The sequence below is a fragment of the Lentzea californiensis genome (assembly GCF_024648825.1).
In the GTDB taxonomy this organism is placed as follows: domain Bacteria; phylum Actinomycetota; class Actinomycetes; order Mycobacteriales; family Pseudonocardiaceae; genus Lentzea; species Lentzea californiensis.
The window spans coordinates 92,190-115,495 of the sequence record NZ_JANBBE010000016.1 but is presented as its reverse complement, the minus strand read 5'-3'; the positions used below and the strand labels follow the sequence as shown (position 1 = coordinate 115,495).

Genomic DNA, 23,306 nt, shown 5'->3' with positions numbered 1-23,306 from the left:
GACCCCATCGACGGCTGATCGAACATGTGTTCTATGCTGTGCGCGGGGTCACGTCGTTGCGGAGAGAGGAAACCTGATCGTGTCGGACACGCTCACCGAGGTGCAGGCAGTCGAGGAGACCGTCGTGGAGGAGACTCCGGCGTCGGCCCCAGTGGCCGAGAAGGCCGAGGCGCCGAAGCCGGTGGAAGCGCCGAAGGCCGAGGCTCCCAAGGTCGAAGCCCCCAAGGCGGAAAAGCCGAAGGCAGGCCGCCCGAAGAGCACGGCGAAGAAGACCCGCACCGTAGAGCTCACGCTCACGGTGACCGGCACCGCCGAGGGCGAATGGCAGGCCGACCTGGTCCACGGCACGCAGCGCGTCGTGTCGGGCCTGGTCATCCCGGCCATCGCCGTCGCCAAGGCGGCCAAGGAACTGCACGTGGACATCGCGGAGGGCATCGAGTCGGTGCTCGAGGCGGCACGCGACCAGCACCGCACCCGCATGGAGGAGCTGGAGGCCGAGCTGGCCAGGGTGAAGGCCCAGCTGGCAGAGCTCTCCGAGTAGGTCAGCAACGCAAGAGGGCGGCCCGCACAAGCGAGCCGCCCTTTCGCATGCAACACGACGACTGCTAATCGCAGGTTTACTGGTTCAGCGAGACCAACCGCGAAGCCGAAGGCGAGCCGTCCTTACCAAGCGGGCCCGGCGGCGGGGTCCCATCACGAGTCGCGCCATAGCACTTGCTGCATGCCCGCTCTTGGTGCGGCTCGTGACGGGACCCCACCGCCAAACGCACTCTCAACGCAATCGGCAGCCGCCCAACGCAACAGGCATGCCATCTACCTACTGACGGCGTGGACCCCCTGATCAGATTGCCGGGGTCCGGGGCAGAGCTCCGGGGGAAGCACGCAACGCAACCAGGCCGCCCGCAAGGTGACCCATGCGATTAACGCGAAGGATCCAGAACCAGCTTCCCAGCAGTCCGACGAGCCCGAAGATCCTCATGGGCCTGCCGAACCTCCCCAAGCCCGTACTCCCCACCGGGAACGGCCTTCAACGACCCATCCACAACAAGCTGGAACAACTCGGCCATGGCCCGATGAGCCAAAGTCCCATGCTCACCATCCCGAACCTTCAACGCGTGGGGCAACCACATACCCGCAACGGCCGTGGAGTGCACCAGCAACGCCCCGAGGTCAACCGGCTTGGGCCTCTCCCGCGAGGCCATGCCATAAAACGCAAGCCGCCCAAACGGAGCCAACGCAACCAACGACTGGTCAGTGACAGCCCCTCCAGTCATGTCCAGGACGACATCAACCCGCCGCCCACCGTTGGCTTCCTTCAACGCGGCGGTCATGTCGGCAGCACGGGAGTCGATCGCGACGTCGGCCCCGAGATCAAGCGCCAGCTTCCGCTTCTCCTCGGAGGAAGCGGTGGCGATGACCCGCCCGGCCCCCCACAACTTGGCCAGCTGAACGGCAATCGTCCCCACACCACCAGCGGCGGCGTGGACGACAACCGACTCACCGGCCTCCATGTGAGTCGACTTCCGCAGCAACAGCCAGGCGGTAGCCCCCTGAACGACCAACGACAACGCAGTCAGATCGTCCACACCATCAGGAACGTCGAAGGTGGTCAGAGCAGGCGCAACAGCCTTCTCCGCATACCCACCGGAGTTCTTGGTCAGCGCGACGACCCGACGCCCGTCCTCCGTCAGTCCCACGACCTCGCCGCCGGGCACCAGCGGCAACTCCATCTTCGCGAGGTAGGAGTTCTCGGCCTGATGCGTGTCCGCGTAGTTCAGCCCGGCACGCGAGACGTTGATCAGCACCTCGCCCTCGCCCGCAACGGGGTCGGGCAGCTCCACCTGCTGGAGCACCTCGGGCCCGCCGAACTCGGTGATCTGGATGGCACGCACGGTCAGTTCTCCTCAAGCGCGATGGAAACGGGGTCCTTGCGGGCGGCCTCGATGCGCGAGCCGTCAGCGGCACGAGGCCCGGGCGGGTTGCGGAACCCGAACGGTTCCGACGTACGGCCTGCCTGCACGAACCAGGCCTCGCCGGTCCCCGAACCCTCCACGATGGACATGAAGGCGTCCACCACAGCGGACACCGGGATGATCGGCATGCCGATCTCCTCCAGCGTCGAGCGCAGCGGAACGATGATGTTGGTGTCGGCGAACCCAGGGCACAGCGCGTTCACGCGCACGTCGGGATAGGCACCACCGAGCGAGCGCACGAGCCCGACGACGGCGGCCTTGTTGGCGCCGTAGACGGGGTCGCCCGGCATCGCCATGAGGCCGGCCATGGACGCCGTGGCGATGATCTGGCCGCCGCGCTTGCGCACCTCGGGCAACGCGTGGTGCGCGCCGTAGACGACGCCGTCGAGGTTGATCGCCATCGCGCGCCGGTACACGTCGACGTCGAAGTCGTCGCCCAGTGAGCAGCCGGTGCCGATGCCGGCGTTCAGGAACGCGATGTCGAGCCCGCCGAACTCGTTCACGGCGAGGGCGACGGCCTCGGCGGAGTCCGAAGGAACCGTCACATCGCAGCGCACGAACACGCCGCCGATCTCATCGGCGACGGCTTTGCCCTGGTCGGCGTCCACATCAGCCACGACGACGCGGACGCCGTGCGATGCCAGCCGCCGGGCGGACGCGGCGCCGATGCCGTTGGATCCGCCGGTGATGAGCGCGACCTTGCCGGTGAAGTCCACGGGCATCTGCCTCCTCGAATTGCCACATTCCGACCAGTCGGTATGGTCGTCCGCACAGGCCTGGACGTCAAGCGGACTGATAGGTACGTTACTAAGCGCTTGCTTAGCTCACCATCCCCTCACCGAAGGAGGACCCGTGGCCGACAGGGTTGCGATCGTCACCGGCGCGGCTCGTGGCATCGGTGCCGCGGTCGCGCAGCGCCTCGCCGCGGACGGCCTGGCCGTCGCGTTGCTCGACCTCGACGAGCAGGGCGTGCTCGACGGCGCCGACAAGATCATCGCGAGTGGTGGGCGCGCCATCGGCCTCAAGGTCGACGTGGCGGACGAGGAGCAGGTCAACGCCGCGGTAGCGAAGGTCGCCGAGGCCCTCGGCGCCCCGACCGTGCTGATCAACAACGCTGGCGTGCTGCGCGACAACCTGCTGTTCAAGATGACCTCCGCGGACTGGGACACGGTCATGAACGTGCACCTGCGCGGTGCGTTCCTGATGAGCAAGGCCGTGCAGGCGTTCCAGACCAAGGTCGGCTTCGGCCGCGTCGTCAACCTCAGCTCCACCTCCGCCCTCGGCAACCGGGGCCAGGCCAACTACTCCGCCGCCAAGGCCGGTCTGCAGGGTTTCACCAAGACCCTCGCGATCGAGCTCGGCAAGTTCGGCGTCACGGTCAACGCGATCGCGCCCGGTTTCATCGCCACCGAGATGACCAGGGCGACGGCCGAGCGCATGAAGATCCCGTTCGAGGACTTCCTCACCGGTGCCGCGCAGGCGATCCCGGTCGCGCGCGTCGGCCAGCCGGAGGACATCGCGCACACCGCGTCGTTCCTCGTCAGCGAGGGTGCCGGCTTCGTGTCCGGCCAGGTCATCTACGTCGCCGGCGGACCGAAGGACTGAGGACTCCCACCATGCGCGCTTTCGAGAGCATCGACGAGCTGGTCGCCGCCAAGGGCGAGCACCTCGGGTTCGGCGAGTGGCACGAGGTCACGCAGGAGCAGGTCAACCTGTTCGCCGACGCGACGCTGGACCACCAGTGGATCCACATCGACGTCGAGAAGGCGAAGAAGGGCCCGTTCGGCGGACCGGTCGCGCACGGCTACCTGACGCTGTCGCTGGTGCCGTACCTGGTCCGGGACGTCTACACCGTCAAGAACATCAAGATGGGCGTGAACTACGGCAGCAACAAGGTCCGCTTCCCGCAGCCGGTGCTGGTCGGCGCCAGGGTGCGCGGCGGGGTCGAGCTGCTGGACGTCACGGACATCGCGCTGGGCAAGCAGCTCGTGACCAAGGTCGTCATCGAGATCGAGGGCAGCGACAAGCCCGCGTGCGTCGCCGAGATCGTCAGCGTGATCGTGCCGTGAGGCTGTGGATCAGCAGGTCCGCGTAGTGCTCCGCCAGCCGCCCGGCCGGGATGTCCCCGTCCGGGCGGTACCACGTGCCGAGCTGGTGCAACGACCCGAAGAAGTAGTACGTGGCGACGTCGGCGGGCACGTCGTCGCGGAACGTCCCGTTCCGCTGCCCCTCCTCGACCAGGCCGCGGAACTTCTCGTGGTAGCGCCGCCGCTCCGCCCGGACCTCCCTCTGCTTCTCCTCCGAGAGGTGGTTCATCGAGCGGAAGAACACCTTCGCGGCGTCGAAGTCGTCGACGCTCGTGACGATCACGTCGACAGCGGCGTCGCGCAGCCGTTCCTCGACCGGCCCGGTGCTCGACGCGATCTTCTCCAGGTGTTCGGTCTGCAAGCGCAGCAACCGCCCGTAGATCTCGTGCAGCAGGTCGTCCTTCGACCCGAAGTAGTGGTACATCGCGCCTTTGGTGACACCGGCGTGCTCCACGATCTCCTGCACGGCGACGCGCTCGTACCCCTTGTCCGCGAACAGGCGGGTGGCGGCGTCGATCAGTCTTTCAGGCACGGTCACGTCCGGAGCGTACCTCCCGGCCAAGGAGAACCCAGGCAATGATCAGTCGCTGGACCGTGGTCGTCGATCGCGACGACCTCACCGAAACCGAAGTGCTGCACGACGAACTACCCAGGTCGTCCGACCTGTCCGACTGCGAGGTGTTGCTCCGCGTCAGCCACGTGGGCCTCACCGCCAACAACGTCACCTACGGCGTGATCGCCGACGTCATCGGCTACTGGAACTTCTTCCCGGCCGGCGGCCCCGGCCGGGGCGTGATCCCCCTCTGGGGCTTCGCCGACGTCGTCGACTCCACAGTGGACGCTCTGCCCGCCGGCACCCGTGTCTACGGCTACCTGCCGATGGCGAGCCACCTCGTCGTGCGCGCCGAACTGACCTCGTCCGGTTTCATGGACACGGCCGACCACCGCGCCGAGCTCCCGGCCGTCTACAACAGCTACCTCGTCACCTCGCAGGACCCCGCCTACGACGCGGCTTCGGAAGACCTGCAGGTGCTGTACCGGCCGCTGTTCCTCACGTCGTTCCTGCTGGCCGACCGGCTGGTGGACAACGACTTCCACGGCGCCCGCACGGTCGTCATCTCATCGGCGTCCAGCAAGACGGCGTTCGGCACCGCCCACTGCCTGAAGGGCCAGGGCGTCCGGCTGGTCGGCCTCACCTCGCCCCGCAACGTGGAGTTCACGAAGAGCCTGGGCCTCTACGACACCGTGCTCCCCTACGGCGCTTCGGTGGACGTCGAACCTTCGGTGTACCTGGACTTCAGCGGGTCGGCCGACGTCCGGTCGGCCCTGCACGACCAGCTCGGCTCCGGCCTGGTCAAGGACGTCTCGGTCGGCCTCACGCACCAGGTCTCCCCGCAGGACGCGCGGTCCGAGTTCTTCTTCGCACCGGAGCGGCTGCGCAAGCGCACCGCCGACTGGGGCTCCGACGGCCTGGCCCAGCGCTTCGGCGAGGCCTGGCGTGGTTTCACCGCTCAGGCCGGTGACTGGGTCGCCGTCGTCCAGCACAGCGGCCCAGAGGAGCTGGTCGACGTGTGGCAGTCGGTGCTGGCGGGCAAGACGAACCCCAGCACGGCCGACGTGATCAGCTTTTGATTCGGTGCAACCATTCTTCGAGCTGCTCTCGCGAAATAGCGCCCTGCACCCAGGAGATGACGGACTTCGCGTCCGATATCGAAAGACCGAACGCAACATGAATCACCAGGTGCAGCCGAAGAGGTTCCTCCCGGAGAGCCGGATGCCGATCGACCAGGAGGGCAACGGACTGGACGAGGTCGTGCCCGGCTTCGCGGTACTCCGCGGCTACGCGAGCCAGCCGTTCGACTTCTGGATCCACCAGAGCTCCTCTCACCTTCTGACGCCGCTCAAGCAGCCTCTGAAAACCACTTCTCCAGAGCGTCTCTCGACATCTCGCCACGGACCCACGCGGTGATGGTGTGCAGCTCGCGCGTCGGGAGATCGAAAGCGGCTCGAAGCACCAGGGCAAGCCGAAAGGGCGCTTCCCTCAGTCTTGGATGCTGTTCGACCAGGAAGTCGACGACTTCGACGAGACCGTGTCCCGCACCGCGATACTCGGCGGCCGCACGTGCCAGCCGCTCGACTTCCTGGTTCATTCAGTCTCTCTCATCGTTTCAACAGCGTGGTCAGCAGCCCAGCGATGTTGTAGGCGTCGTCGTGCCCGCGGTGGTGCGTGCCGTCGAGCCTCTGCCCGGCCAGCCGCACCGCCTCGGCCATCCCGACCTCCCGAGGCAGGGCGTGCACCAGCGCGAACAACGTCTTGACGTTGACGTGCCGCGGCCCGAACGGATACCGGACCCCGAAGTCGGCGCACTGCCGTTCGAACATCTTCCGGTCGTAGTCGCCGTACGAGGCCCACACCCGGCGGTCCGAGCGGAACTCCTTGCGCAGCAACGCGCAGGCCTCGGCGAACGAGACACCGCCGGCGACCTGCGCAGAGGTCAACGTCGTCAGCTCAGTGCAGAAAGGACTGACGGAAGACCTCGAAGGACGCACCAGGACCGACCGCCGCTCCCCGCGCACCCCGGATGCCACCGCGACCGGGCAGATCCCGATCTCGATGATCTCCGAGACCTCACCGGGAGGCGGCGTGCCCTCCCAGCACGTCGACTCCACGTCGACCACCAGCACCTCGTCCAACGCGATCACACGCTGATCGTCCCGCATCCGTCTACTGGAATACGACGACGGGCAGCACCACGATCTCGCCCGTCGCGGCGTTCCACGACTGGACCTTGCCCAGGCAGCGGGCGTTGAACTGGCCCGGCGGCAGCGTGTCGCGCAGGCTCGCGCGGTCGCACTCCACCCGTACCCGGTGCGTGCCGACCGGCGCCAGCAGCACCGCCGGGTCGTCGCCGTCGCCGACCTCGAACCGGCCGTGCAGCGACACGTAGTCGCGGATGTCGTTGAGGCGCCGGGCTCTTCCTCGGCGCCATGCCTCGTCCGCCTTGATCGTGGCGGTCGTCAGGTCGACCTCGACCACGCCGTGGCCCGCGCGCAGGCCCGCCAGGACGACGCCGATGACGTCGATCTCCGTGGCCGGTTTCTCGTAGGTGTCGGTGTTCTGCTCGACCACCGAGCCGTCGACGCCGATGCCGAACTCGCTGGGGCCGACCTGCAGCTTGCCGTTCTTGGTGACGGTGATCTGCTTGACGAACTGCCGGGTGACCGCGTCGTCGTAGCGGCCGACCTTGCAGAGGTTGATCATCCGCTGGCCGTGCACGTAGAACAGCAGTCCGGGCACCTCGGGGCCCTGGTCGCGGCGGCGCAGCCATCGCCAGGCGAGCACGACGACCACGACCAGCGCGACCAGCGCGATCAGCGTCGCGCCCCACAGCAGGATCCAGCCCCACGAGACGGACCACCAGAGCCCTCTATCGACATCCACGGATCTCTCTCACCGCCTCCAGCAACGACTTCGCGCCGGCCTCCACGAGACGGCCGCCGCTCGCCTGCGCCACTCGGTCCAGCTCCGCCGTGGAGGCCTCGCCGAACCGGATCGGGAACACCGGCACCTCTCCCCTGCCGACCCGCAGGAACTCGTCCACGGACGGGCCCGCGTTGTTCTCGCCGTCCGTCATCAGCACCACCGCCGTCTCGCCCCGGGCCAGCTGCAACCCGCGGTCCAGAGCGGCCCAGATCGCGGTGTTGTCGCGCAGGTCCTCGGACGCGACGACGGCCAGCAACGCGTCGAGGTCCTCGCGACCGCGCACGGTGATCGAACGCTCCTCCAGGACGGTGCCCGCGAACCGGACGATCGTCACGGTCTCGCCGACGTAGAAGCGGTCGAACCCGTTGAGCGATCCGAACGCCTCCCGCAGCCCGGCGAGGCGAGCACCGGCCATCGACGTCGAGTAGTCCAGCACGAAGACCACCTGCCGGCCGTCGCCCGCGCGGTCGTGGAACAGCAGCAGCCGGTCGATCACCTCGGAGCTGTCCGGGAAGTAGAGCGCGGTGCCGAGGTCGGCGCGCAGCTTCTCGTCACGCACCACGGAGGGCTCGACGGGACGGCGCCAGGTGCGGTCGGCGATCATCTGCTGCGCGGCCGGCGATCGCAGCCACTCCACGACGCGGTCGTACGCGGCCCGGTGCGCGGGCTCGACGAGCATCAGCGGGTAGTCCGACAGCACGATGCCGTCACGCGGGTAGACGATCTCCAGCGGTTCGGCCAGGCGGCCGGAAGCGTTCAAGGACAACAACTCCGACTCGTGCGCGACCAGTCCGTCCACATCGGACCGGCGGACGAACTCGCCGACCGGATCGGGCACGTCGAACGCCCGGCCCGCGAGGAACCCCTGCAGGCGGTCGCAACTGACGTCCTCGGGTCGCAGTGGCGCGCCCGTGCCCGCGGCCGCCGTCGCGACACCGATCAACGCGGCCATGCCGCCGCCGGACACCCGCGGATCGGCCATGCCGTACCGGAACCGGCCCAGCGCGGCCCGGTCCGCGACGTCGGCCCACGTCGGCCGCTCGCCCAGCGCAGAACGGCTGCCGCGCTTCACGCCGAGCACCACCGGGGACGTCATGACGCTCGACGCCAGTTCCGGCTCGGCGCCCCGCAACCGCAGGAACCTGGCGGTGGACAACCACGCCAGGTCGAACCCGGCGAGCGATCCGCTGGCCTCGACCGTGCCGCGGTGCTCCACCACGAGCTCGACCCCGGTGGCACGCCGGAGCTCCGCCAGCACCGGCCCCAGGTCGGCGAGTTCCGTGCTCGCCAGCACCTTCAGGCGAACCGGCGCGGGAGTGCTCGACGTGCACGCGGTGATCAGGAGCAGCAGAACCGCTGCCAGCACCCTCACTTGCACTCGCCGACGACGTCGAGCATCCGCTCGAACAGCTCCGCCTTCGGCAGCTGCACCCGGCCCGCCTCACCGGCCGGCGGTGTCGGCAGCCCGCGGCCGGAGATGTAGGTCCCGAAGTCGTCGGCGGACTCCCCGTTCCAGCTCAGCGAGTGGAAACCCAGCTCGACCGCGCGCCGGCGCAGGTCCGGATCGTTCATCATCAGCTCGCCGATCCGGTCGCCCTCCGGCGTGAACGAGATCAGCTCCGGTGTGCTCTGGTGCTGCTTCTTCGGGTAGAGCAGCACGCGTTCGGAGTCGATGCTCTTCTGCCGCAACTGGTACGCGATGTACTGGTGCTCGTAGATCACCGCGATGACGGCGTGCGTGCGCCCCTCCGGCACGAAGTACTTCGGGGCCATGTCCTCACCGGCCTGGCCCTGCGCGTCGACGTACGGCTTGACCTCCCGTGCCAGCTTCTCCGCGGCTGCGACGGTCTGCGGCGGTTCGTCACCGAACGCGGTGGCGAAGAACCCGACGAGCGTCGCGCCCGAGTAGGCCTTGCACGGATCCGGCGACTGCACGATGACCCGGTTGCCGTTGGTCAGGCCGAGTTCGTTCCACCGCTTGCCGACGTCGGCCAGCTCCTTGAGCCCGGCCATGTCGAGGTTGTAGTAGAGCGGCTTCTCGCTCGAGTCGTGCGGCTTCGCGACCCCCGCCTGCTTCAGCGCTTCGGCGTACTCGCGGAACGTGGCGAGCACGACCGGGGTGAAGAACGGCCGGTACGGCACGACGTGCTTGCCCGCCCGGCGGGTCTTCACGTGCTCGTTCGCCACGTGCCCCGACGGGAACACGAAGTGGTACGAGTCGAGGTCGGGCTTGTCCGCCAGGTCGCGCGAGCCGATCGGTGTCACGTGCACCTGGTAGCCGCGCGCCATCAGGATGCGCTTGACCTGCTCGTCCTGGAAGAAGTCGCGCTTCGACGCGAACAGCGCCCGCACCACCGTCACAGAACGGAACGGGCCGGTGACGTGCCCCGAAACGAGCAGCACCACCAGCCCGGCCACGAACACCGCCAGCGGCGGCACGAACCACAGCAGGAACCGTCTTCGCGGGTCGACGACCTTGAACTCCGGCTCCCGCACGGCTCCCCCTGGAGTCAGACGATCACGGCACCACCGTCGACGACGAGCGTCTCGCCGGTAACGTAACCGCCCGCGGGGGAGGCCAGGAAGAGAACGGCCGCGGCTAGTTCTTCCGGATCACCGATTCGCCCGGATGGCAGAGAGGCCTGGATCTTCTCCAGGTACCCCGGCGGGTACTGGTCGGTCATCTCAGACTCGAAGAAACCGGGGCAGATCGCGTTGACGCGGATGCCCTTGCGCCCGGTCCACTGCTGCGCCAGATCGCGGGTCAGGCCGAGCAGACCGGCCTTGGACGCCGAGTACGCGGCCTGGGGAATACCGCCGGTCACGAGGCCGAGGACGCTGGAGATGTTGATGATCGAGCCGCCGGACTTCATGACGGAGGCAGCGGCCTGGGCCATCCAGTAGGCGCCGTTGAGGTTCACGTCCACGACGGCGCGGAACTCCTCCGGCGTCTCCCGCGAGGCCGGCACCGCCGACGCGACACCGGCGTTGTTCACGAGCACCGCCACCGTGCCGAACTCGGCGGCCGCACGCGCGACCTCGCGGCAGTCCTCGGGCTTGGAGACGTCGGCCTGCACGACCAGGGCGCGCCGGCCGGTGGCCTCGACCAGTGCGGCCGTGTCCTTCAGCTTGTCCGCGCGACGGGCCGCGAGCACGACGTCCGCGCCGGCCTCCGCGAGGCCCTTGGCGAACGCGACGCCGAGGCCCGAGGACGCGCCGGTGACGATCGCGACCTTTCCGTCCAGCCGGAACTTGTCCAGGATTCCCACTACGAAAGCCTCTCCAGGATGATCGCCATGCCCTGGCCGCCGCCGACGCACATCGTCTCCAGCCCGAACTGGGCGTCGCGGGCCTGCATGCCGTTGATCAGCGTCGTCATGATCCGCGCACCGGTCGAGCCGAACGGGTGGCCCAGCGCGATCGCGCCACCGTGCACGTTCAGCCTGTCGATGTCGATGCCCAGCGCGCGCTGCGAACCGAGCACCTGGACGGCGAACGCCTCGTTGATCTCCACCAGGTCGATGTCCGAGATGGACAGACCGGCGTGGCCGAGCGCCTGCTTCGTGGCGTCGACCGGGCCGAGGCCCATGATCTCCGGCGAGAGACCCGAGACGCCCGTGGACACGATGCGCGCCAACGGGGTCAGGCCGAGCTCGCGGGCCCGCACGTCGCTCATGATCACGACGGCCGCGGCGCCGTCGTTGAGGGGACAGCAGTTGCCGGCCGTGATGGTGCCCTCGGGCCGGAACGACGGCTTGAGCGCCGAAACAGCCTCGTAGGTGACCCCGGAGCGGGGTCCGTCGTCAGTCGACACGACGGTTCCGTCGGGCAGGGTCACCGGCGTGATCTCGCGGGCGAAGAACCCGTCCGCGATCGCCTTCTCCGCGAGGTTCTGCGACCGCACGCCGAACTCGTCCTGGTCGTGCCGCGAGATGCCCATCTGCGTGGCGACGTTCTCGGCCGTCTGACCCATCGAGATGTAGTAGTCGGGCAGCTCGCCGTCGAGCCGCGGGTCGGTCCACGGCGCGTTGGACGCGGCCGTGTCCAGAGTCCGTTGCTGCGCCGCCTCGAACAGCGGGTTGAACGAGGGCGCGCCCGAGTGCATGTACCGGGAGACGCACTCGACGCCGGCCGAGATGAACCCGGTGCCCTCCCCTGCCCTGATGGCGTGGAAGGCCATCCGCGCGGTCTGCACGGACGACGCGCAGAACCGGTTGACGGTCGTGCCGGGGAGGTTGTCGTGGCCCAGCTGCACGGCCACGCGGCGCGCGATGTTCTGGCCGTGCTCGTCCTGCGGCTCGGCGCACCCGAGGTGCAGGTCGGTCATCTCGGACGCCGGGATGTCGCCCAGCGCCGCCGAGATCACCTGCGCGGCCAGGTCGTCCGGCCGCAGCGAGACGAGGGAACCCTTGCGGGCACGGCCGATCGGCGACCGGGCCGTGGAGACGATGACTGCCTCAGCCATGGAAAACCTCCTACAGGCCCAGGTCGCGGCCGATGAGTTCCTTCATGATCTCGTTGGACCCCGCCCAGATCTTCGTGACGCGGGCGTCCATCCACGCGCGGGCGACGCGGTACTCGGTCATGTAGCCGTAGCCGCCGTGCAGCTGCACGCAGGCGTCGATGACCTCGTTCTCGATGTCGGCGCTCCAGTACTTCGCCTGCGCCGCCTCGACCGAGCTCAGTTCACCGCGAACGTGCTGCATGGTCAGGGTGTCGATGAACGCCTGCGAGACGTCCAGCTTCGTGCGCAGCTCGGCGAGCAGGAACTTGTTGTGCTGGAACTTGCCGATCGCCTGGCCGAAGGCCTTGCGCTCCTTGACGTACTCCAGCGTCTCCTCGAAGACGCCCTGCGCGTGCGCCAGGTTCGAGATGGCGCCGCCGATCCGCTCCTGCGGCAGGCGTTCCATCATGTAGATGAAGCCCTGGCCCTCCTCGCCGATGACGTGCTCCTGCGAGAGCCGCACGTCGGAGAAGAACAGCTCCGCGGTGTCGGACGGGTGCTGGCCGACCTTGTCGAGCTTGCGGCCGCGCTCGAAACCGGGCATGCCGTTCTCGACGGCGAACAGCGTGATGCCGCGCGCGCCCTTGGACGGATCGGTGCGGGCCGCGACGACGATCATGTCGGCGGTGTAGCCGTTGGTGATGAACGTCTTGGAGCCGTTGAGGATCCAGTCGTCACCGTCGCGCACGGCGTTGGTCTTCAGCGCGGCGAGGTCGGAGCCTCCGGACGGCTCGGTCATCGCGATGCCGGTCTTGATCTCGCCGGTGCACATGCCGGGCAGCCAGCGCTGCTTCTGCTCCTCGGTGCACAGGTCGACGAGGTAGGGCGCGACGACGTCGCCGTGGATGCCCAGCGATGAGGCGACCGCGGCGTTGACCCGGCACAGCTCCTCGGCGAACACCGTGTTGAAGCGGTAGTCGTTCGCGCCGCTGCCGCCGTACTCCTCGGGGATCTCGAGGCCCAGCAGGCCCTGACGACCGGCCTCGAGCCACACTTCCCGGTCGATCACCCGCTGCTCGATGAACTTCTCGACGTTCGGCGTGATCGTGCGCTCGACGAACGCCTTCGCCGACTCCCGGAACGCGGCGTGATCCTCGTTGAACAGCGTCCGCTGCACGACTACCTCCATACTAAGCGGTTGCTTAGAGCTAAGCGCCCGCTTAGCGTGCAGTACGATCCATCACCTGTCAACACGCGAGGAGCGCCCCGATGACGACGACCGGACTGGACGGGTTCTCACTGCTCGACGAGACCTGGCGCACCGTGACCCCGGACGCCGCCCGCCGGATGCTCATCGCCGCCGTCCAGGCGTTCGCAAGCAAGGGATATCACGCCACGACCACCCGTGACATCGCCTCTCTGGCCGGAATGTCCCCCGCGGCCGTGTACATCCACTACCGGTCCAAAGAGGAACTGCTCTTCAACATCTCACTCGTCGGCCACGAGACGTCGCTGGCACTGCTGTCGAGCATCCAGGGCGACGGCGCGGCGCAGCGGCTGAAGAACGCGGTGGCGGCGTTCGCGGGATGGCACGCGGAGTTCCACACGACGGCGAGGGTGGTGCAGTACGAGCTCGGCGCGCTCTCCCCGGAACACCACGCTGAGGTGGCGGAGCTGCGCCGGCAGATCGAACAGCGGATGCGGTCCTACATCGCGGACGGCGTCGAGGAGGGCGTGTTCGACGTCCCCGACCTCAAGGGCGCGACCCTGGCCGTGCTGTCGCTGTGCATCGACGTCGCGCGCTGGTACCAGCCGGGCGGGAAGCGGACCCCGGACGAGATCGGCGCCATGTACGCCGACCTCGTCCTGCGGATGGTCCGGCCTAACTGACCGACTTCCTGCCGTACACACCCGCCACGACCGACACGCCGATCGCCGCGACCACGATCTGGATGATCACTTCGATCCAGTCGATGCCGGGCGTGTCCTGCACTCCGAGCAGGCGCGCGATCCACGTTCCGATGAACGCGGCCACGATGCCGACCAGGATGGTCAGCCAGATCGGGATGCCCTGCTTGCCCGGCGCGAACAACTTGCCGAGCAAACCGAGAACCAGACCGATGACGAGCGCGCCGATGACACCACCGATGGTCATTGACCGCCTCCTCCGCTACGCCCCGATGAAGTTCGGGATCTCGAGCGGATCATCCCTTCAGCGGACGGTGTCCGCAGCACAAGGACTAGAGACGTTCAGCCGATCGGGTGCATTCGACTACCAGCGACTGCCGGAGACCTGCGACATCCACTGGTTGATCGTGGCGGTCCAGTCGGTGCCGACGGCCTGCTGGTGCGAGACGGCGAACCGGCCGTACGCGTCGCCGCCCGCGCGGAGCAGCCCGGCGCGCTTGTCGGCCTCCAGGACCACGTGCAGCTCGCCCGGCGTCGTGACGAACGTCAGCTCGACCTGCTTGACGCGGCCCGCGAACTGCGGCGGCGGGTAGAACTCGATCTCCTGGTAGAACGGCAGCTGCTGCGGCACGCCGTGGATGCGGCCGCGCTCGTTGTCCGCCTTGGTGAAGCGGAAGCCCATCTGCCCGAACGCCTGGAGCACGGCGTCCTGCGACGCCAGCGGGTGCACCCAGATCGGGTCGAGGTCACCGGGGTCGACGGCGCCGCGCACCTCGAGCTCGGTGCGCAGGCCCAGCTGCATGCCGTTGAGCTGCATGCCGCCCACGACGTTGAGCGGGCACTCGAACGGCACCGGCACCTGGAAGGGCAGCGAGAGGTTCTGGTGCGGCTGGATGGCGATCCGCTGGCCCACGGAGAACTTGTGGAACTCCATGTTGGTGTTGTACTCGTTGTCGCCGCTCTCGACCTCGACGCGGGTGAGCAGCGCGAGCGTGACGTGGTCGACCTCGGCCGGGTGGTCGCCGCCGGCGATGCGCACCTCACCGGACAGCACCTCGCCGGGCCTGACGTTGGGGTTCGTCAGCACCGTGTCGACAGTCGGCCCGCCCACGCCGAACGCGCGCATCATCCTCTTGAACACCACTGCGGCCTCCTGAAGCCCTTGCTGTTTGCGGGGAGTCTGCCAACTGGATCGCCCGTTTGCGGCGAAGTGTTCCGTTGACGCCTCAGTACCCCGATCGGTTCCGTATGGACTTCCGTTGACTTCAGATGGCAACATGCGACCGCCGTCACATACTAAGCGGTCGCTCAGGAGGTTGCCCGTGCTGCTCGTCGCCAACCGGGGTGAGGTGGCTGTCCGTGTCCTGCGCGCAGCTGCTGACCTGGGGATACGAACCGTGGCGGTGTACGCGGAGGACGACGCTTCGTCGCTCCACGTGACCCTTGCGGACCGTGCGGTGGCGCTGCGCGGGCCATCTCCGTACCTCGACGTGGATCAACTGCTGGACGCGGCCGAGGGGTGTCAGGCCGTGCATCCGGGGTGGGGATTCCTGTCCGAGAACGCCGCGTTCGCCCGGGCGTGTTCGGAGCGCGGGCTGGCGTTCGTCGGGCCGTCCGCTGACGTTCTGGAACTGCTCGGTGACAAGCGGCGAGCACGGGAACTGGCGGCGTCGCTGGGGATTCCGGTGCTGGACGCGGCGCCCGGCGAGTTCCCGGTGATGGTGAAGGCGGTCGCCGGGGGCGGCGGCAAGGGCATGCGGGCCGTGCTGCGGCCCGAGGACCTCGACAGCGCGGTCGAGGCGTGCCGGGCGGAGGCGCTGGCCGCGTTCGGAGTGGACGACGTCTACTTCGAACGGCTGATGCCCTCCGCCCGGCACATCGAGGTGCAGCTCGTCGGCACCTCGGTGATCGGCGACCGCGACTGCTCGCTGCAGCTGCGGCACCAGAAGGTCGTGGAGATCGCGCCCGCTCCCCTGCTGGACCCGTTGCTGCGCGAGGCCCTGCACGCGGCGGCCACGGCCATCGCCTCGGCCGTGGACTACCAGGGCGCCGGCACGGTGGAGTTCCTGGTGGCCGGGGACTCGTTCGCGTTCCTGGAGGTCAACCCGCGGCTGCAGGTCGAGCACACGGTGACCGAGATGGTGTCCGGAGTGGACCTCGTGCGCACCCAGCTGCTGCTCGCCTGGGGCGGCGACGTCGACTTCACGCCCCGCGACCGCGGCGCGGCCGTGCAGGTGCGCCTGAACCAGACCTCGGGCGGCGTGCTGTCGTCGTTCGGACTGCCCGCCGGGCCCGGCGTCCGCGTCGACACGCACGGGTACGTCGGCTACCGGGTCGGCACGCGCTACGACGGGCTGCTCGCGAAGCTCGTGGTGCACGGCGAGGACCTGGACGTCGCCCTGAACCGCGCGCGGCGGGCGTTGCGCGAGTTCCGGGTCGAGGGCGTCGCAACGAACCTGGAGTTCCTGAAGACCCTGCTGGACCAGGACATCATCGGTGTGACGACCGACTTCGTGACCGAGGAGCCGGTGGCGGGCATGCGGGCGCCGCTGGCGGGCACGGTGGTCGCCGTCGACCCCGGTTCCGTCGTGCTGGAAGCGATGAAGATGCAGCACGTCGTGCGGGTGTCCGGCGACGTGCTGGTGTCGGTCGGCGACACCGTGGCCGAGGGCCAGGCGCTGGCCACCGGAGCCGGTGAGTCCGATGAGGACGCCGCCGAGGCAGACCTGGAGCACGTCCGGCCAGACCTGGCGGAAGTACTGGCACGCCACGACTTCGACCGGCCCGAAGCCGCCGCACGCCGGCACGCCCGCGGTGGCCGGACCGCCCGCGAGAACATCGCGGACCTCTGCTCTTCGTTCGTCGAGTACGGCGGCCTCGCGATCGCCGCCCAACGCCAGCGGCGATCGCTTGAAGACCTCATCGAACGCACGCCCGCGGACGGCATGGTGGCCGGTATCGGCGTCGTGAACGGCCAACGGGTCGTGGCGATGTCCTACGACTACGCGGTACTGGCCGGCACGCAGGGCATGCGCAACCACCAGAAGAAAGACCGGCTGTTCGCCCTGGCACAGCAGGAGAACCTGCCGGTGGTGCTGTTCGCCGAAGGCGGTGGCGGCCGGCCCGGCGACACCGACCACAGCATGGTCAGCGGCCTGGACTGCGGCTCGTTCCACGCGTTCGCGCAGCTGAGCGGGCAGGTGCCGTTGATCGGTGTGGTGGCGGGGCGGTGCTTCGCGGGCAACGCGGTGCTGCTGGGCACGTGCGACGTGATCATCGCGGTCGAGGGCGCGAACATCGGCATGGGCGGCCCGGCGATGATCGAGGGCGGCGGGCTCGGCACGTTCCGGCCCGAGGACATCGGCCCGCTGGACGTGCAGGTGCCCAACGGCGTGGTGGACATCGCGGTGGCTTCGGAGGAGGAAGCCGTCGCGGTCGCGAAGAAGTACCTCTCGTACTTCCAGCCTTCCGCAGGCGTGCAGACACCTGCGAGCTTCCAGGCATCCGCAAACGTCCAGGCTCCCGCTGGCACGCAGGTTCCCCCAGGCGTGCAGGCACCCGCGGACTTCCAAGCTCCCGCAGGCGTCCCCTCGCCGAGTGCGCAGCCTTCGCCAGCGCCCTCGGGGGGACCCCTGAAAACAATTCTCCCAGACAGCACCGACAATTTCGGATCGTGGAACTGCGCGGACCAGCGCCTCCTCCGCCACGCCATCCCGGAGAACCGCCTCCGCGCCTACGACGTCCGCGCGCTCATCACCACCCTCGCCGACACCGGCAGCGTCCTCGAGCTCCGCCAGGGCTTCGGCAAGGCCATCGTCACCGCTTTGGTCCGCGTCGAGGGCCGCCCCATCGCCCTGATCGCCAACGACCCCGGCGTCCTGGGCGGGGCGATCGACGCCGACGCCGCCGACAAGTGCGCCCGCTTCCTGCAGCTGGCCGACGCGTTCGACATCCCGGTCGTCTCCCTGTGCGACACGCCGGGCTTCATGGTCGGCCCGGACGCCGAACGCACCGCCACCGTCCGCCACCTCACCCGCATGGTCGTGACGGGCGCCAACCTCACCGTCCCCTTCGGACTCGTGGTGCTGCGCAAGGCGTACGGCCTCGGCGCGCAGGCCATGGCGGCGGGCAGCCTGAAGGTGCCGCAGTTCGCGATCTCGTGGCCCACCGGTGAGTTCGGCCCGATGGGCCTCGAAGGCGCCATCAAACTCGGCTTCAGGAAAGAGCTCGACGCCATCGCGGACCCGGACGAGCGCAAGGAGCGCTACGACCAGATGGTCGCGATGGCCTACGAGCACGGCAAAGCCCTCAACGTCGCCTCGGTCTTCGAGATCGACGACGTGATCGACCCGGCCGACACGCGCCGCTGGATCGCCACGGCGCTGGCCCCCGTCACTTCCCGCTCACAAGGGAAGAAGAAACGCCCGTTCATCGACACGTGGTGAGGAGAATCCGTGGTCAGCGTCGCCCCTGCGGAACAGAAGACCTTGCGTCGGCTCATGGCAGCCGGGCTCGTCGGTTCGAGTCTCGAGTGGTACGACTTCTTCATCTACGCGACCGCCGCGGCATTGGTGTTCCCGAAACTGTTCTTCCCCGAGGCGACGCCGATCGTGGCGTTGCTCCTGTCCTTCAGCACGTTCTGGGCGGGCTTCATCGCGCGCCCGCTCGGCGGCCTGGTGTTCGGGCACGTCGGCGACAAGGTCGGCCGCAAGCCTGCACTGGTCATCTGCCTCGGGCTGATGGCGGCGGCGACGTTCCTCATCGGTCTGCTGCCCACGACGGCGTCCATCGGCGTCGGCGCGCCGATCCTGCTGGTGCTGCTGCGCTTCCTGCAAGGCATCGCGGTCGGTGGGCAGTGGGGCGGTGTGGTCCTGCTGCTGACCGAGACCGCGGGGCCCAAGAAGCGCGGCTTCGCGGGCACGTTCGGGCAGGCCGGTGTTCCCATCGGCGTGCTGCTGGGCAACGTCGCCTTCATCAGCGCCACGACGTCTCTCTCGCCTGAGGCGTTCGCGTCGTGGGGCTGGCGCGTGCCGTTCCTCGCGAGCGCGCTCCTCTTCCCCGTGGTGCTGTTCATCCAGCTCAAGGTCGAGGACAGCCCGGTCTTCCGTGAGTTGCAGCAACGCCGTGCGACGGGACCGGTCGTGGCGCAGGCACCGTTGAAGGAGGCTCTGCGGACCCACCGCAAGCCGATCCTGCTCGGCGCCGGCCTGATGTTCGCGTCCAACGCGATCTTCTACGTGTCGATCGCGGGCGTCCTGTCCTACGCGACCACCACGCTCGGCCTGGCGCGCGAGTCGGTGCTGGTCGTCAGCATGCTGTCGTCCCTCGTGAGCATCCCGGTCATCCTCTGGGCCGGGCACGCGTCGGACCGCCTCGGGCGCCGTCCGCTGATCATCGCGGGCACCATCGGCATGATCGTGTGGGCGTTCCCGTACTTCTTGCTCGTGGACACGGCCTCGCTGGTGTTGCTGTTCGTCGCGAACACGGTCGGAGGCATCGCGTCCTCTCTCGTGTACGGGCCGATCGCCGCCTACCTGGGTGAACTGTTCGAGGCGCACGTGCGGTACTCGGGTGCTTCTCTCGCGTACCAACTGGCGTCGATCCTGGTCAGCGGCGGCACGCCGTTCGTCATGACGGCGCTGCTGGGGGCGACCGGGACCTCGATGTCCGTGTCGGCGTTCCTGCTGGTCATGGGTCTGTTCACGCTGGTGTCGGTGTTCAAGTTGCCGGAGACGCACCAGCCGGAACGGGCCTGATCAGAGGCTGTGAAGGCCCGCTGCAACGGACAAATCGGGCCTTCACAGTCAAGACCTCTGCGGAACCTGGAGCCGATGCCGTACGTTGGCGCGTCGTGACCACTCTCATGGCGCGCTTCAAGCAGCGGATGCGCAGGTTCGCGCAGAAACCGGGCTCAGTCGACCTCGCCCCGTTCCAGGCAATGCTCGCGGACGTGGAGAAACACGCCGAGAAGTTCAAGGCGTTCAGCGACGAGGAGCTGACGGCCCACGCCAAGAAGCTGCGCGGGGAGAACACGGACACCGAGCTCGTGGCCCTCACGCGGGAGGCCGCGGAGCGGGCCATCGGGCAGCGTCCGTTCGACGTGCAGGTGCTGGGTGCGCTCGGCCTGCTCAGCGGGCTCGTCGTCGAGATGGCGACCGGTGAGGGCAAGACGCTCGCGGGCGCCATGGCCGCGGCCGGGTTCGCGATCAAGGGCAAGCGCGTCCACGTGGTCAGCGTCAACGACTACCTCGCCCAGCGCGACGCGGAGTGGATGGGCCCGCTGTACGGGCTGCTCGGCGTCACCTCGGGCTGGATCAACGGCAGCTCGAAGGCCGAGGAGCGCCGCGAGGCCTACCAGTGCGAGGTCACGTACGCGCCGGTCAGCGAGATCGGCTTCGACATCCTGCGCGACCGGATCGCCACGAGCCCCGACGACCTGATCGTCCCCGAGCCGGAGGTCGCGCTCATCGACGAGGCCGACTCGGTGCTCGTCGACGAGGCCCGCGTGCCGCTCGTGCTGGCCGGCTCGACCAGTTCGGAGGCGGCCGACCCCGTCATCGCCGACCTGGTGAAGAGGCTGCGCCAGAACCTGCACTACGAAATCGACGACGAGGAGCGCAACGTCTTCCTCACGGGTGCGGGCTCCGAGGCCGTCGAGCGGGCGCTCGGCGAGATCGACCTGTACTCGCAGGAGCACGTGACGTCCACGCTGTCGAAGGTGAACGTGGCGCTGCACGCGCAGGTGCTGCTGCACCGCGACGTCGACTACATCGTGCGTGACGGCAAGGTGCACCTGATCAACGACACGCGTGGCCGTGTCGCGAAGCTGCAGCGGTGGCCGGACGGCCTGCAGGCCGCGGTCGAGGCCAAGGAGAACGTCCAGACGACCGAGTCGGGCGAGATCCTCGACTCGATGACGGTGCAGGCGCTGCTGTCGCGCTACCCGACGCGCTGCGGCATGACCGGTACCGCCGTGGCCGTCGCCGAGACGCTGCGGGAGTTCTACGAGCTCGAGGTGCTCGTGATCCCGCCGAACAAGGAGAACATCCGCGAGGACGAGCCCTTCCGCCTCTACGCGACGCTGGAGCAGAAGGAAGACGCGATCGTCGAGGAGATCAAGACCGCCCACGAGACCGGGCGCCCGATCCTCGTCGGCACGCTCGACGTCGCCGAGTCGGAGCGGATCTCCTCCAAGCTGCGCGCCGCGGGCATCGAGTGCGTGGTGCTCAACGCGAAGAACGACGCCGAGGAGGCGTCGATCATCGCGGACGCCGGTTCGTACCAGCGCATCACGGTCTCGACCCAGATGGCCGGCCGCGGCACGGACATCCGCCTCGGCGGCCACGAGGGCGAGGACCACGACCGGATCGCCGAGCTCGGCGGCCTGTACGTGATCGGCTCCGGGCGCCACTCGTCGTCACGCCTGGACGACCAGCTGCGCGGCCGCGCGGGCCGTCAGGGCGACCCCGGCGGCTCGGTGTTCTTCTCGTCCATGCAGGACGAGCTGATCACCCAGTACGCGCCGGACGCCGAGGACCCGTCCGAAGTGGACAACGACGGCCGGGTGCACGACAAGGGCCTGCTGCACACCTTCGAGCACGCCCAGCGCGTGGCCGAGGGCGTGAACCTGGAGATCCACCGCAACACCTGGCGCTACAACAAGCTGATCGAGCACCAGCGCGACATCCTGCTCAAGCACCGCGACGTCGTGCTGCGCACCGACGCGGCGTTCGAGAAGGCCGGGAAGAAGGAAGGCGTGTCCGACGAGGTGGCCTCGGACGCCGCCCGCAAGATCACGCTGTTCTTCCTGGACGACCTGTGGACGCACCACCTGACGTTCCTGTCGGACCTGCGCGAGGGCATCCACCTGCGTGCGCTGGCGCGGCAGAACCCGCTGGACGAGTTCCACCGCGAGGCCATCCCGGCGTTCAACAAGATCGTGCCGGAGTCGTGGGAGCGCACCTCGGAGAAGTACGAGGCGGCCAAGATCACCGACGACGGCTACGACCTCGCCGACGCCGGGGTCAAGCGCCCGAGTTCGACGTGGACGTACCTGGTGCACGACAACCCGTTCGGCTCCGGACTGGAGGAGTCGATGAAGGGTCTCGTCAAGATGGTCCGCGGGCAGCGCCGCTGACGGTCACATCTTCCCGGGGACGACGAGGTCGTCCGCCGGTCTGGCGGGCCGGGGCACAGTCCCGGCCCGTCTGGCGTTCGCAGGCGTCGTGGCGGCCCCGGTCATCTCGGCGGTCAGCTTCTTGATCTCCGCGAGGATGTCGAGGTGCTCCTGCGACGGCGGTGGTCCGACGAAGTTGGACCTGTCGTGTGCCGTCCGTTCCGCGCGCTCGGCCAGCAGCCGGATGCGTCGCAAATGCTCGTGTTCCCCATTCGGGAACAGGAAGTCGGCTTGTTCAATCACCTGTGCAAGCTTTCGCGTGCATGGGTGACGCGTCGATCCCCTAGTCGGCTGATTCGAGTTTCCGGACGAGCCAGACGTGGAAACCGCCGATGTGGTGCTCCGAGGGCACCAGCACCCCACCATGCGCGTAGGCGCGTGAAGACATCGCCGGCTGACATCGCTCGCAGGCTTCGAAATCCTGTTCGTTCACCCGGTGGAACAGCTCGACCGAGCGAGAGACGTCACGGCCGGTGTCGACCACTTCCTTGGCGCAGAGCCAATCGCACTCGACGACGGTCCGATCCGCCGCCAGCGGGTACATGCGGTGCACGATCACGTGGTCCGGCACGAGGTTGATGAACACCTGCGGCTTGACGGTGATGGCGTAGTACTTCCTGTCGCGATCCTCTTCCAGGGCAGGGAGTTTCTCGAACCCCTCGCTGCCGTCGACGGTGAAGCCCCTGACCTCGTCACCGAACTCGGCGCCGTGCCCGACGTAGTACTGCGCCGCGTAGCCGTCGGCGAACTCGGGCAGCACCTCGGTGAGCTCGGGGTGGATCGTCGCGAAGTGGTAGCACTCCATGAAGTTCTCGATGATCAGCTTCCAGTTCGCCTTGACGTCGTAGACGATTCGTTTGCCCACGGACAACCGGTCGATCTCGTAGCCGTCAATCCCTTCCAACGTTCCCAAACGTTCGGTCACAGCACTCAGCACGTCGTCCTCGAAGCTCGGAGGATCGTCGGCGAGGTTCACCCATGCGTAGCCGAGCCATTCGCGCAGATGCACTTCGGCGAGCCCGTACGCAACGCGATCGACGTCCGGCATTGAGGTGAGATCCGGTGCGGCGATCAGGTTGCCGTCCAGCGCGTAGGTCCAGGCGTGGTAAGGGCATTGGAACGCCCTTTTGACGCTGCCTGCCTCGTCGACGCAGATGCGTGCGCCGCGATGCCTGCACACGTTGAGGAACGCGTTGAGGCCGCCTTTGCGGTCACGGGCGATGAGCAGCGGCCC

At 68.4% G+C, this 23,306-nt stretch carries 23 protein-coding genes and 1 pseudogene; 8 read left to right on the top strand and 16 right to left on the bottom strand.

What is annotated here, in order from left to right:
- Positions 1 to 79: 79 nt before the first annotated feature.
- Positions 80 to 541, top strand: a complete 462-nt coding sequence (locus tag LX88_RS38755; RefSeq protein WP_245983645.1) for a DUF6319 family protein — start codon at positions 80 to 82, stop codon at positions 539 to 541.
- 379 nt (positions 542 to 920) lie between these two features.
- On the opposite strand, the gene LX88_RS38750 is transcribed toward LX88_RS38755, so the two are convergent.
- Both LX88_RS38750 and LX88_RS38745 read right to left on the bottom strand, forming a co-directional pair.
- Positions 921 to 1,892, bottom strand: a complete 972-nt coding sequence (locus tag LX88_RS38750) for a quinone oxidoreductase family protein (RefSeq protein WP_258952726.1) — start codon at positions 1,890 to 1,892, stop codon at positions 921 to 923.
- A 2-nt stretch (positions 1,893 to 1,894) separates the two neighbouring features.
- Positions 1,895 to 2,695 carry an SDR family NAD(P)-dependent oxidoreductase gene (locus tag LX88_RS38745; RefSeq protein WP_258952725.1) on the bottom strand — a complete coding sequence of 267 codons (801 nt, stop codon included), beginning with the start codon at positions 2,693 to 2,695 and terminating at the stop codon, positions 1,895 to 1,897.
- A 130-nt stretch (positions 2,696 to 2,825) separates the two neighbouring features.
- On the opposite strand from LX88_RS38745, the gene LX88_RS38740 reads away from it, so the two are divergent.
- Together LX88_RS38740 and LX88_RS38735 are read left to right on the top strand one after the other, a co-directional pair.
- Positions 2,826 to 3,578, top strand: coding sequence for an SDR family oxidoreductase (locus LX88_RS38740; protein ID WP_258952724.1), 753 nt, complete (start codon positions 2,826 to 2,828; stop codon positions 3,576 to 3,578).
- 11 nt (positions 3,579 to 3,589) lie between these two features.
- Positions 3,590 to 4,042, top strand: coding sequence for a MaoC family dehydratase (locus LX88_RS38735; RefSeq protein WP_030480020.1), 453 nt, complete (start codon positions 3,590 to 3,592; stop codon positions 4,040 to 4,042).
- On the opposite strand, the gene LX88_RS38730 is transcribed toward LX88_RS38735, so the two are convergent.
- Positions 4,023 to 4,598: a TetR/AcrR family transcriptional regulator gene (locus LX88_RS38730; RefSeq protein ID WP_258952723.1), complete on the bottom strand. Its 576-nt coding sequence runs from the start codon at positions 4,596 to 4,598 to the stop codon at positions 4,023 to 4,025. The genes LX88_RS38735 and LX88_RS38730 overlap by 20 nt on opposite strands.
- Before the next feature lie 38 nt (positions 4,599 to 4,636).
- Here LX88_RS38730 and LX88_RS38725 point away from each other — a divergent pair, with 38 nt between their 5' ends.
- Complete coding sequence (locus LX88_RS38725; RefSeq protein WP_258952722.1) at positions 4,637 to 5,692, top strand: DUF2855 family protein; 1,056 nt, start codon at positions 4,637 to 4,639, stop codon at positions 5,690 to 5,692.
- On the opposite strand, the gene LX88_RS38720 is transcribed toward LX88_RS38725, so the two are convergent.
- The 9 genes from LX88_RS38720 to LX88_RS38680 are packed head-to-tail and all read right to left on the bottom strand — an operon-like array spanning position 5,682 to position 13,165.
- Complete coding sequence (locus LX88_RS38720) at positions 5,682 to 5,933, bottom strand: hypothetical protein (RefSeq protein ID WP_258952721.1); 252 nt, start codon at positions 5,931 to 5,933, stop codon at positions 5,682 to 5,684. The two genes, LX88_RS38725 and LX88_RS38720, sit on opposite strands and share 11 nt — an antisense overlap.
- A 28-nt stretch (positions 5,934 to 5,961) precedes the next feature.
- The gene (locus LX88_RS38715) at positions 5,962 to 6,210 is read right to left on the bottom strand and encodes a hypothetical protein (RefSeq protein WP_258952720.1); all 249 of its coding nucleotides are present in this window, start codon (positions 6,208 to 6,210) and stop codon (positions 5,962 to 5,964) included.
- A gap of 10 nt (positions 6,211 to 6,220) precedes the next feature.
- A complete protein-coding gene (locus LX88_RS38710; RefSeq protein WP_258952719.1) occupies positions 6,221 to 6,781 on the bottom strand; it encodes a 3'-5' exonuclease in 561 nt (186 codons plus the stop codon).
- Positions 6,782 to 6,785: 4 nt separating this feature from the next.
- Positions 6,786 to 7,502: a hypothetical protein gene (locus LX88_RS38705; RefSeq protein ID WP_258952718.1), complete on the bottom strand. Its 717-nt coding sequence runs from the start codon at positions 7,500 to 7,502 to the stop codon at positions 6,786 to 6,788.
- Entirely contained in the window at positions 7,489 to 8,916 is a 1,428-nt protein-coding gene (locus tag LX88_RS38700) for a substrate-binding domain-containing protein (protein ID WP_258952717.1), read from the bottom strand. Before LX88_RS38700 ends, LX88_RS38705 begins: the two co-directional genes overlap by 14 nt.
- Positions 8,913 to 10,040 carry a hypothetical protein gene (locus tag LX88_RS38695; protein WP_258952716.1) on the bottom strand — a complete coding sequence of 376 codons (1,128 nt, stop codon included), beginning with the start codon at positions 10,038 to 10,040 and terminating at the stop codon, positions 8,913 to 8,915. The genes LX88_RS38700 and LX88_RS38695 overlap by 4 nt, the downstream gene beginning before the upstream one ends.
- A gap of 14 nt (positions 10,041 to 10,054) precedes the next feature.
- The gene (locus tag LX88_RS38690; protein WP_258952715.1) at positions 10,055 to 10,813 is read right to left on the bottom strand and encodes an SDR family NAD(P)-dependent oxidoreductase; all 759 of its coding nucleotides are present in this window, start codon (positions 10,811 to 10,813) and stop codon (positions 10,055 to 10,057) included.
- A complete protein-coding gene (locus LX88_RS38685) occupies positions 10,813 to 12,009 on the bottom strand; it encodes an acetyl-CoA C-acetyltransferase (RefSeq protein WP_258952714.1) in 1,197 nt (398 codons plus the stop codon). The genes LX88_RS38690 and LX88_RS38685 overlap by 1 nt, the downstream gene beginning before the upstream one ends.
- 10 nt (positions 12,010 to 12,019) lie before the next feature.
- Positions 12,020 to 13,165, bottom strand: coding sequence for an acyl-CoA dehydrogenase family protein (locus tag LX88_RS38680; RefSeq protein WP_258952713.1), 1,146 nt, complete (start codon positions 13,163 to 13,165; stop codon positions 12,020 to 12,022).
- Between the two features lie 92 nt (positions 13,166 to 13,257).
- On the opposite strand from LX88_RS38680, the gene LX88_RS38675 reads away from it, so the two are divergent.
- Positions 13,258 to 13,878 (top strand): TetR/AcrR family transcriptional regulator, encoded by a 621-nt coding sequence (locus LX88_RS38675; protein WP_258952712.1) that lies wholly within the window; start codon positions 13,258 to 13,260, stop codon positions 13,876 to 13,878.
- Here LX88_RS38675 and LX88_RS38670 read toward each other — a convergent pair.
- Positions 13,871 to 14,143: a GlsB/YeaQ/YmgE family stress response membrane protein gene (locus tag LX88_RS38670; protein ID WP_258952711.1), complete on the bottom strand. Its 273-nt coding sequence runs from the start codon at positions 14,141 to 14,143 to the stop codon at positions 13,871 to 13,873. The genes LX88_RS38675 and LX88_RS38670 overlap by 8 nt on opposite strands.
- Positions 14,144 to 14,260: 117 nt before the next feature.
- Positions 14,261 to 15,040, bottom strand: a complete 780-nt coding sequence (locus LX88_RS38665; RefSeq protein WP_258952710.1) for a sporulation protein — start codon at positions 15,038 to 15,040, stop codon at positions 14,261 to 14,263.
- A gap of 133 nt (positions 15,041 to 15,173) precedes the next feature.
- On the opposite strand from LX88_RS38665, the gene LX88_RS38660 reads away from it, so the two are divergent.
- The 3 genes from LX88_RS38660 to secA2 all read left to right on the top strand — a co-directional run bounded on the left by LX88_RS38660 (position 15,174) and on the right by secA2 (position 22,033).
- On the top strand, positions 15,174 to 18,341 hold the full coding sequence (locus tag LX88_RS38660) for an acetyl-CoA carboxylase family protein (RefSeq protein WP_307791918.1): 3,168 nt from the start codon (positions 15,174 to 15,176) through the stop codon (positions 18,339 to 18,341).
- Between the two features lie 54 nt (positions 18,342 to 18,395).
- Complete coding sequence (locus LX88_RS38655; protein WP_090069345.1) at positions 18,396 to 19,652, top strand: MFS transporter; 1,257 nt, start codon at positions 18,396 to 18,398, stop codon at positions 19,650 to 19,652.
- Between the two features lie 95 nt (positions 19,653 to 19,747).
- Positions 19,748 to 22,033 (top strand): accessory Sec system translocase SecA2, encoded by a 2,286-nt coding sequence (secA2, locus tag LX88_RS38650; RefSeq protein WP_258952708.1) that lies wholly within the window; start codon positions 19,748 to 19,750, stop codon positions 22,031 to 22,033.
- Positions 22,034 to 22,036: 3 nt separating this feature from the next.
- Here the strand turns inward: secA2 and LX88_RS38645 are convergent, their stop codons facing one another.
- Entirely contained in the window at positions 22,037 to 22,315 is a 279-nt protein-coding gene (locus LX88_RS38645) for a hypothetical protein (RefSeq protein WP_258952707.1), read from the bottom strand.
- A gap of 40 nt (positions 22,316 to 22,355) precedes the next feature.
- A pseudogene (locus tag LX88_RS38640) lies at positions 22,356 to 23,291 on the bottom strand (aromatic ring-hydroxylating oxygenase subunit alpha); the annotation flags it as partial.
- Positions 23,292 to 23,306 lie beyond the last annotated feature (15 nt).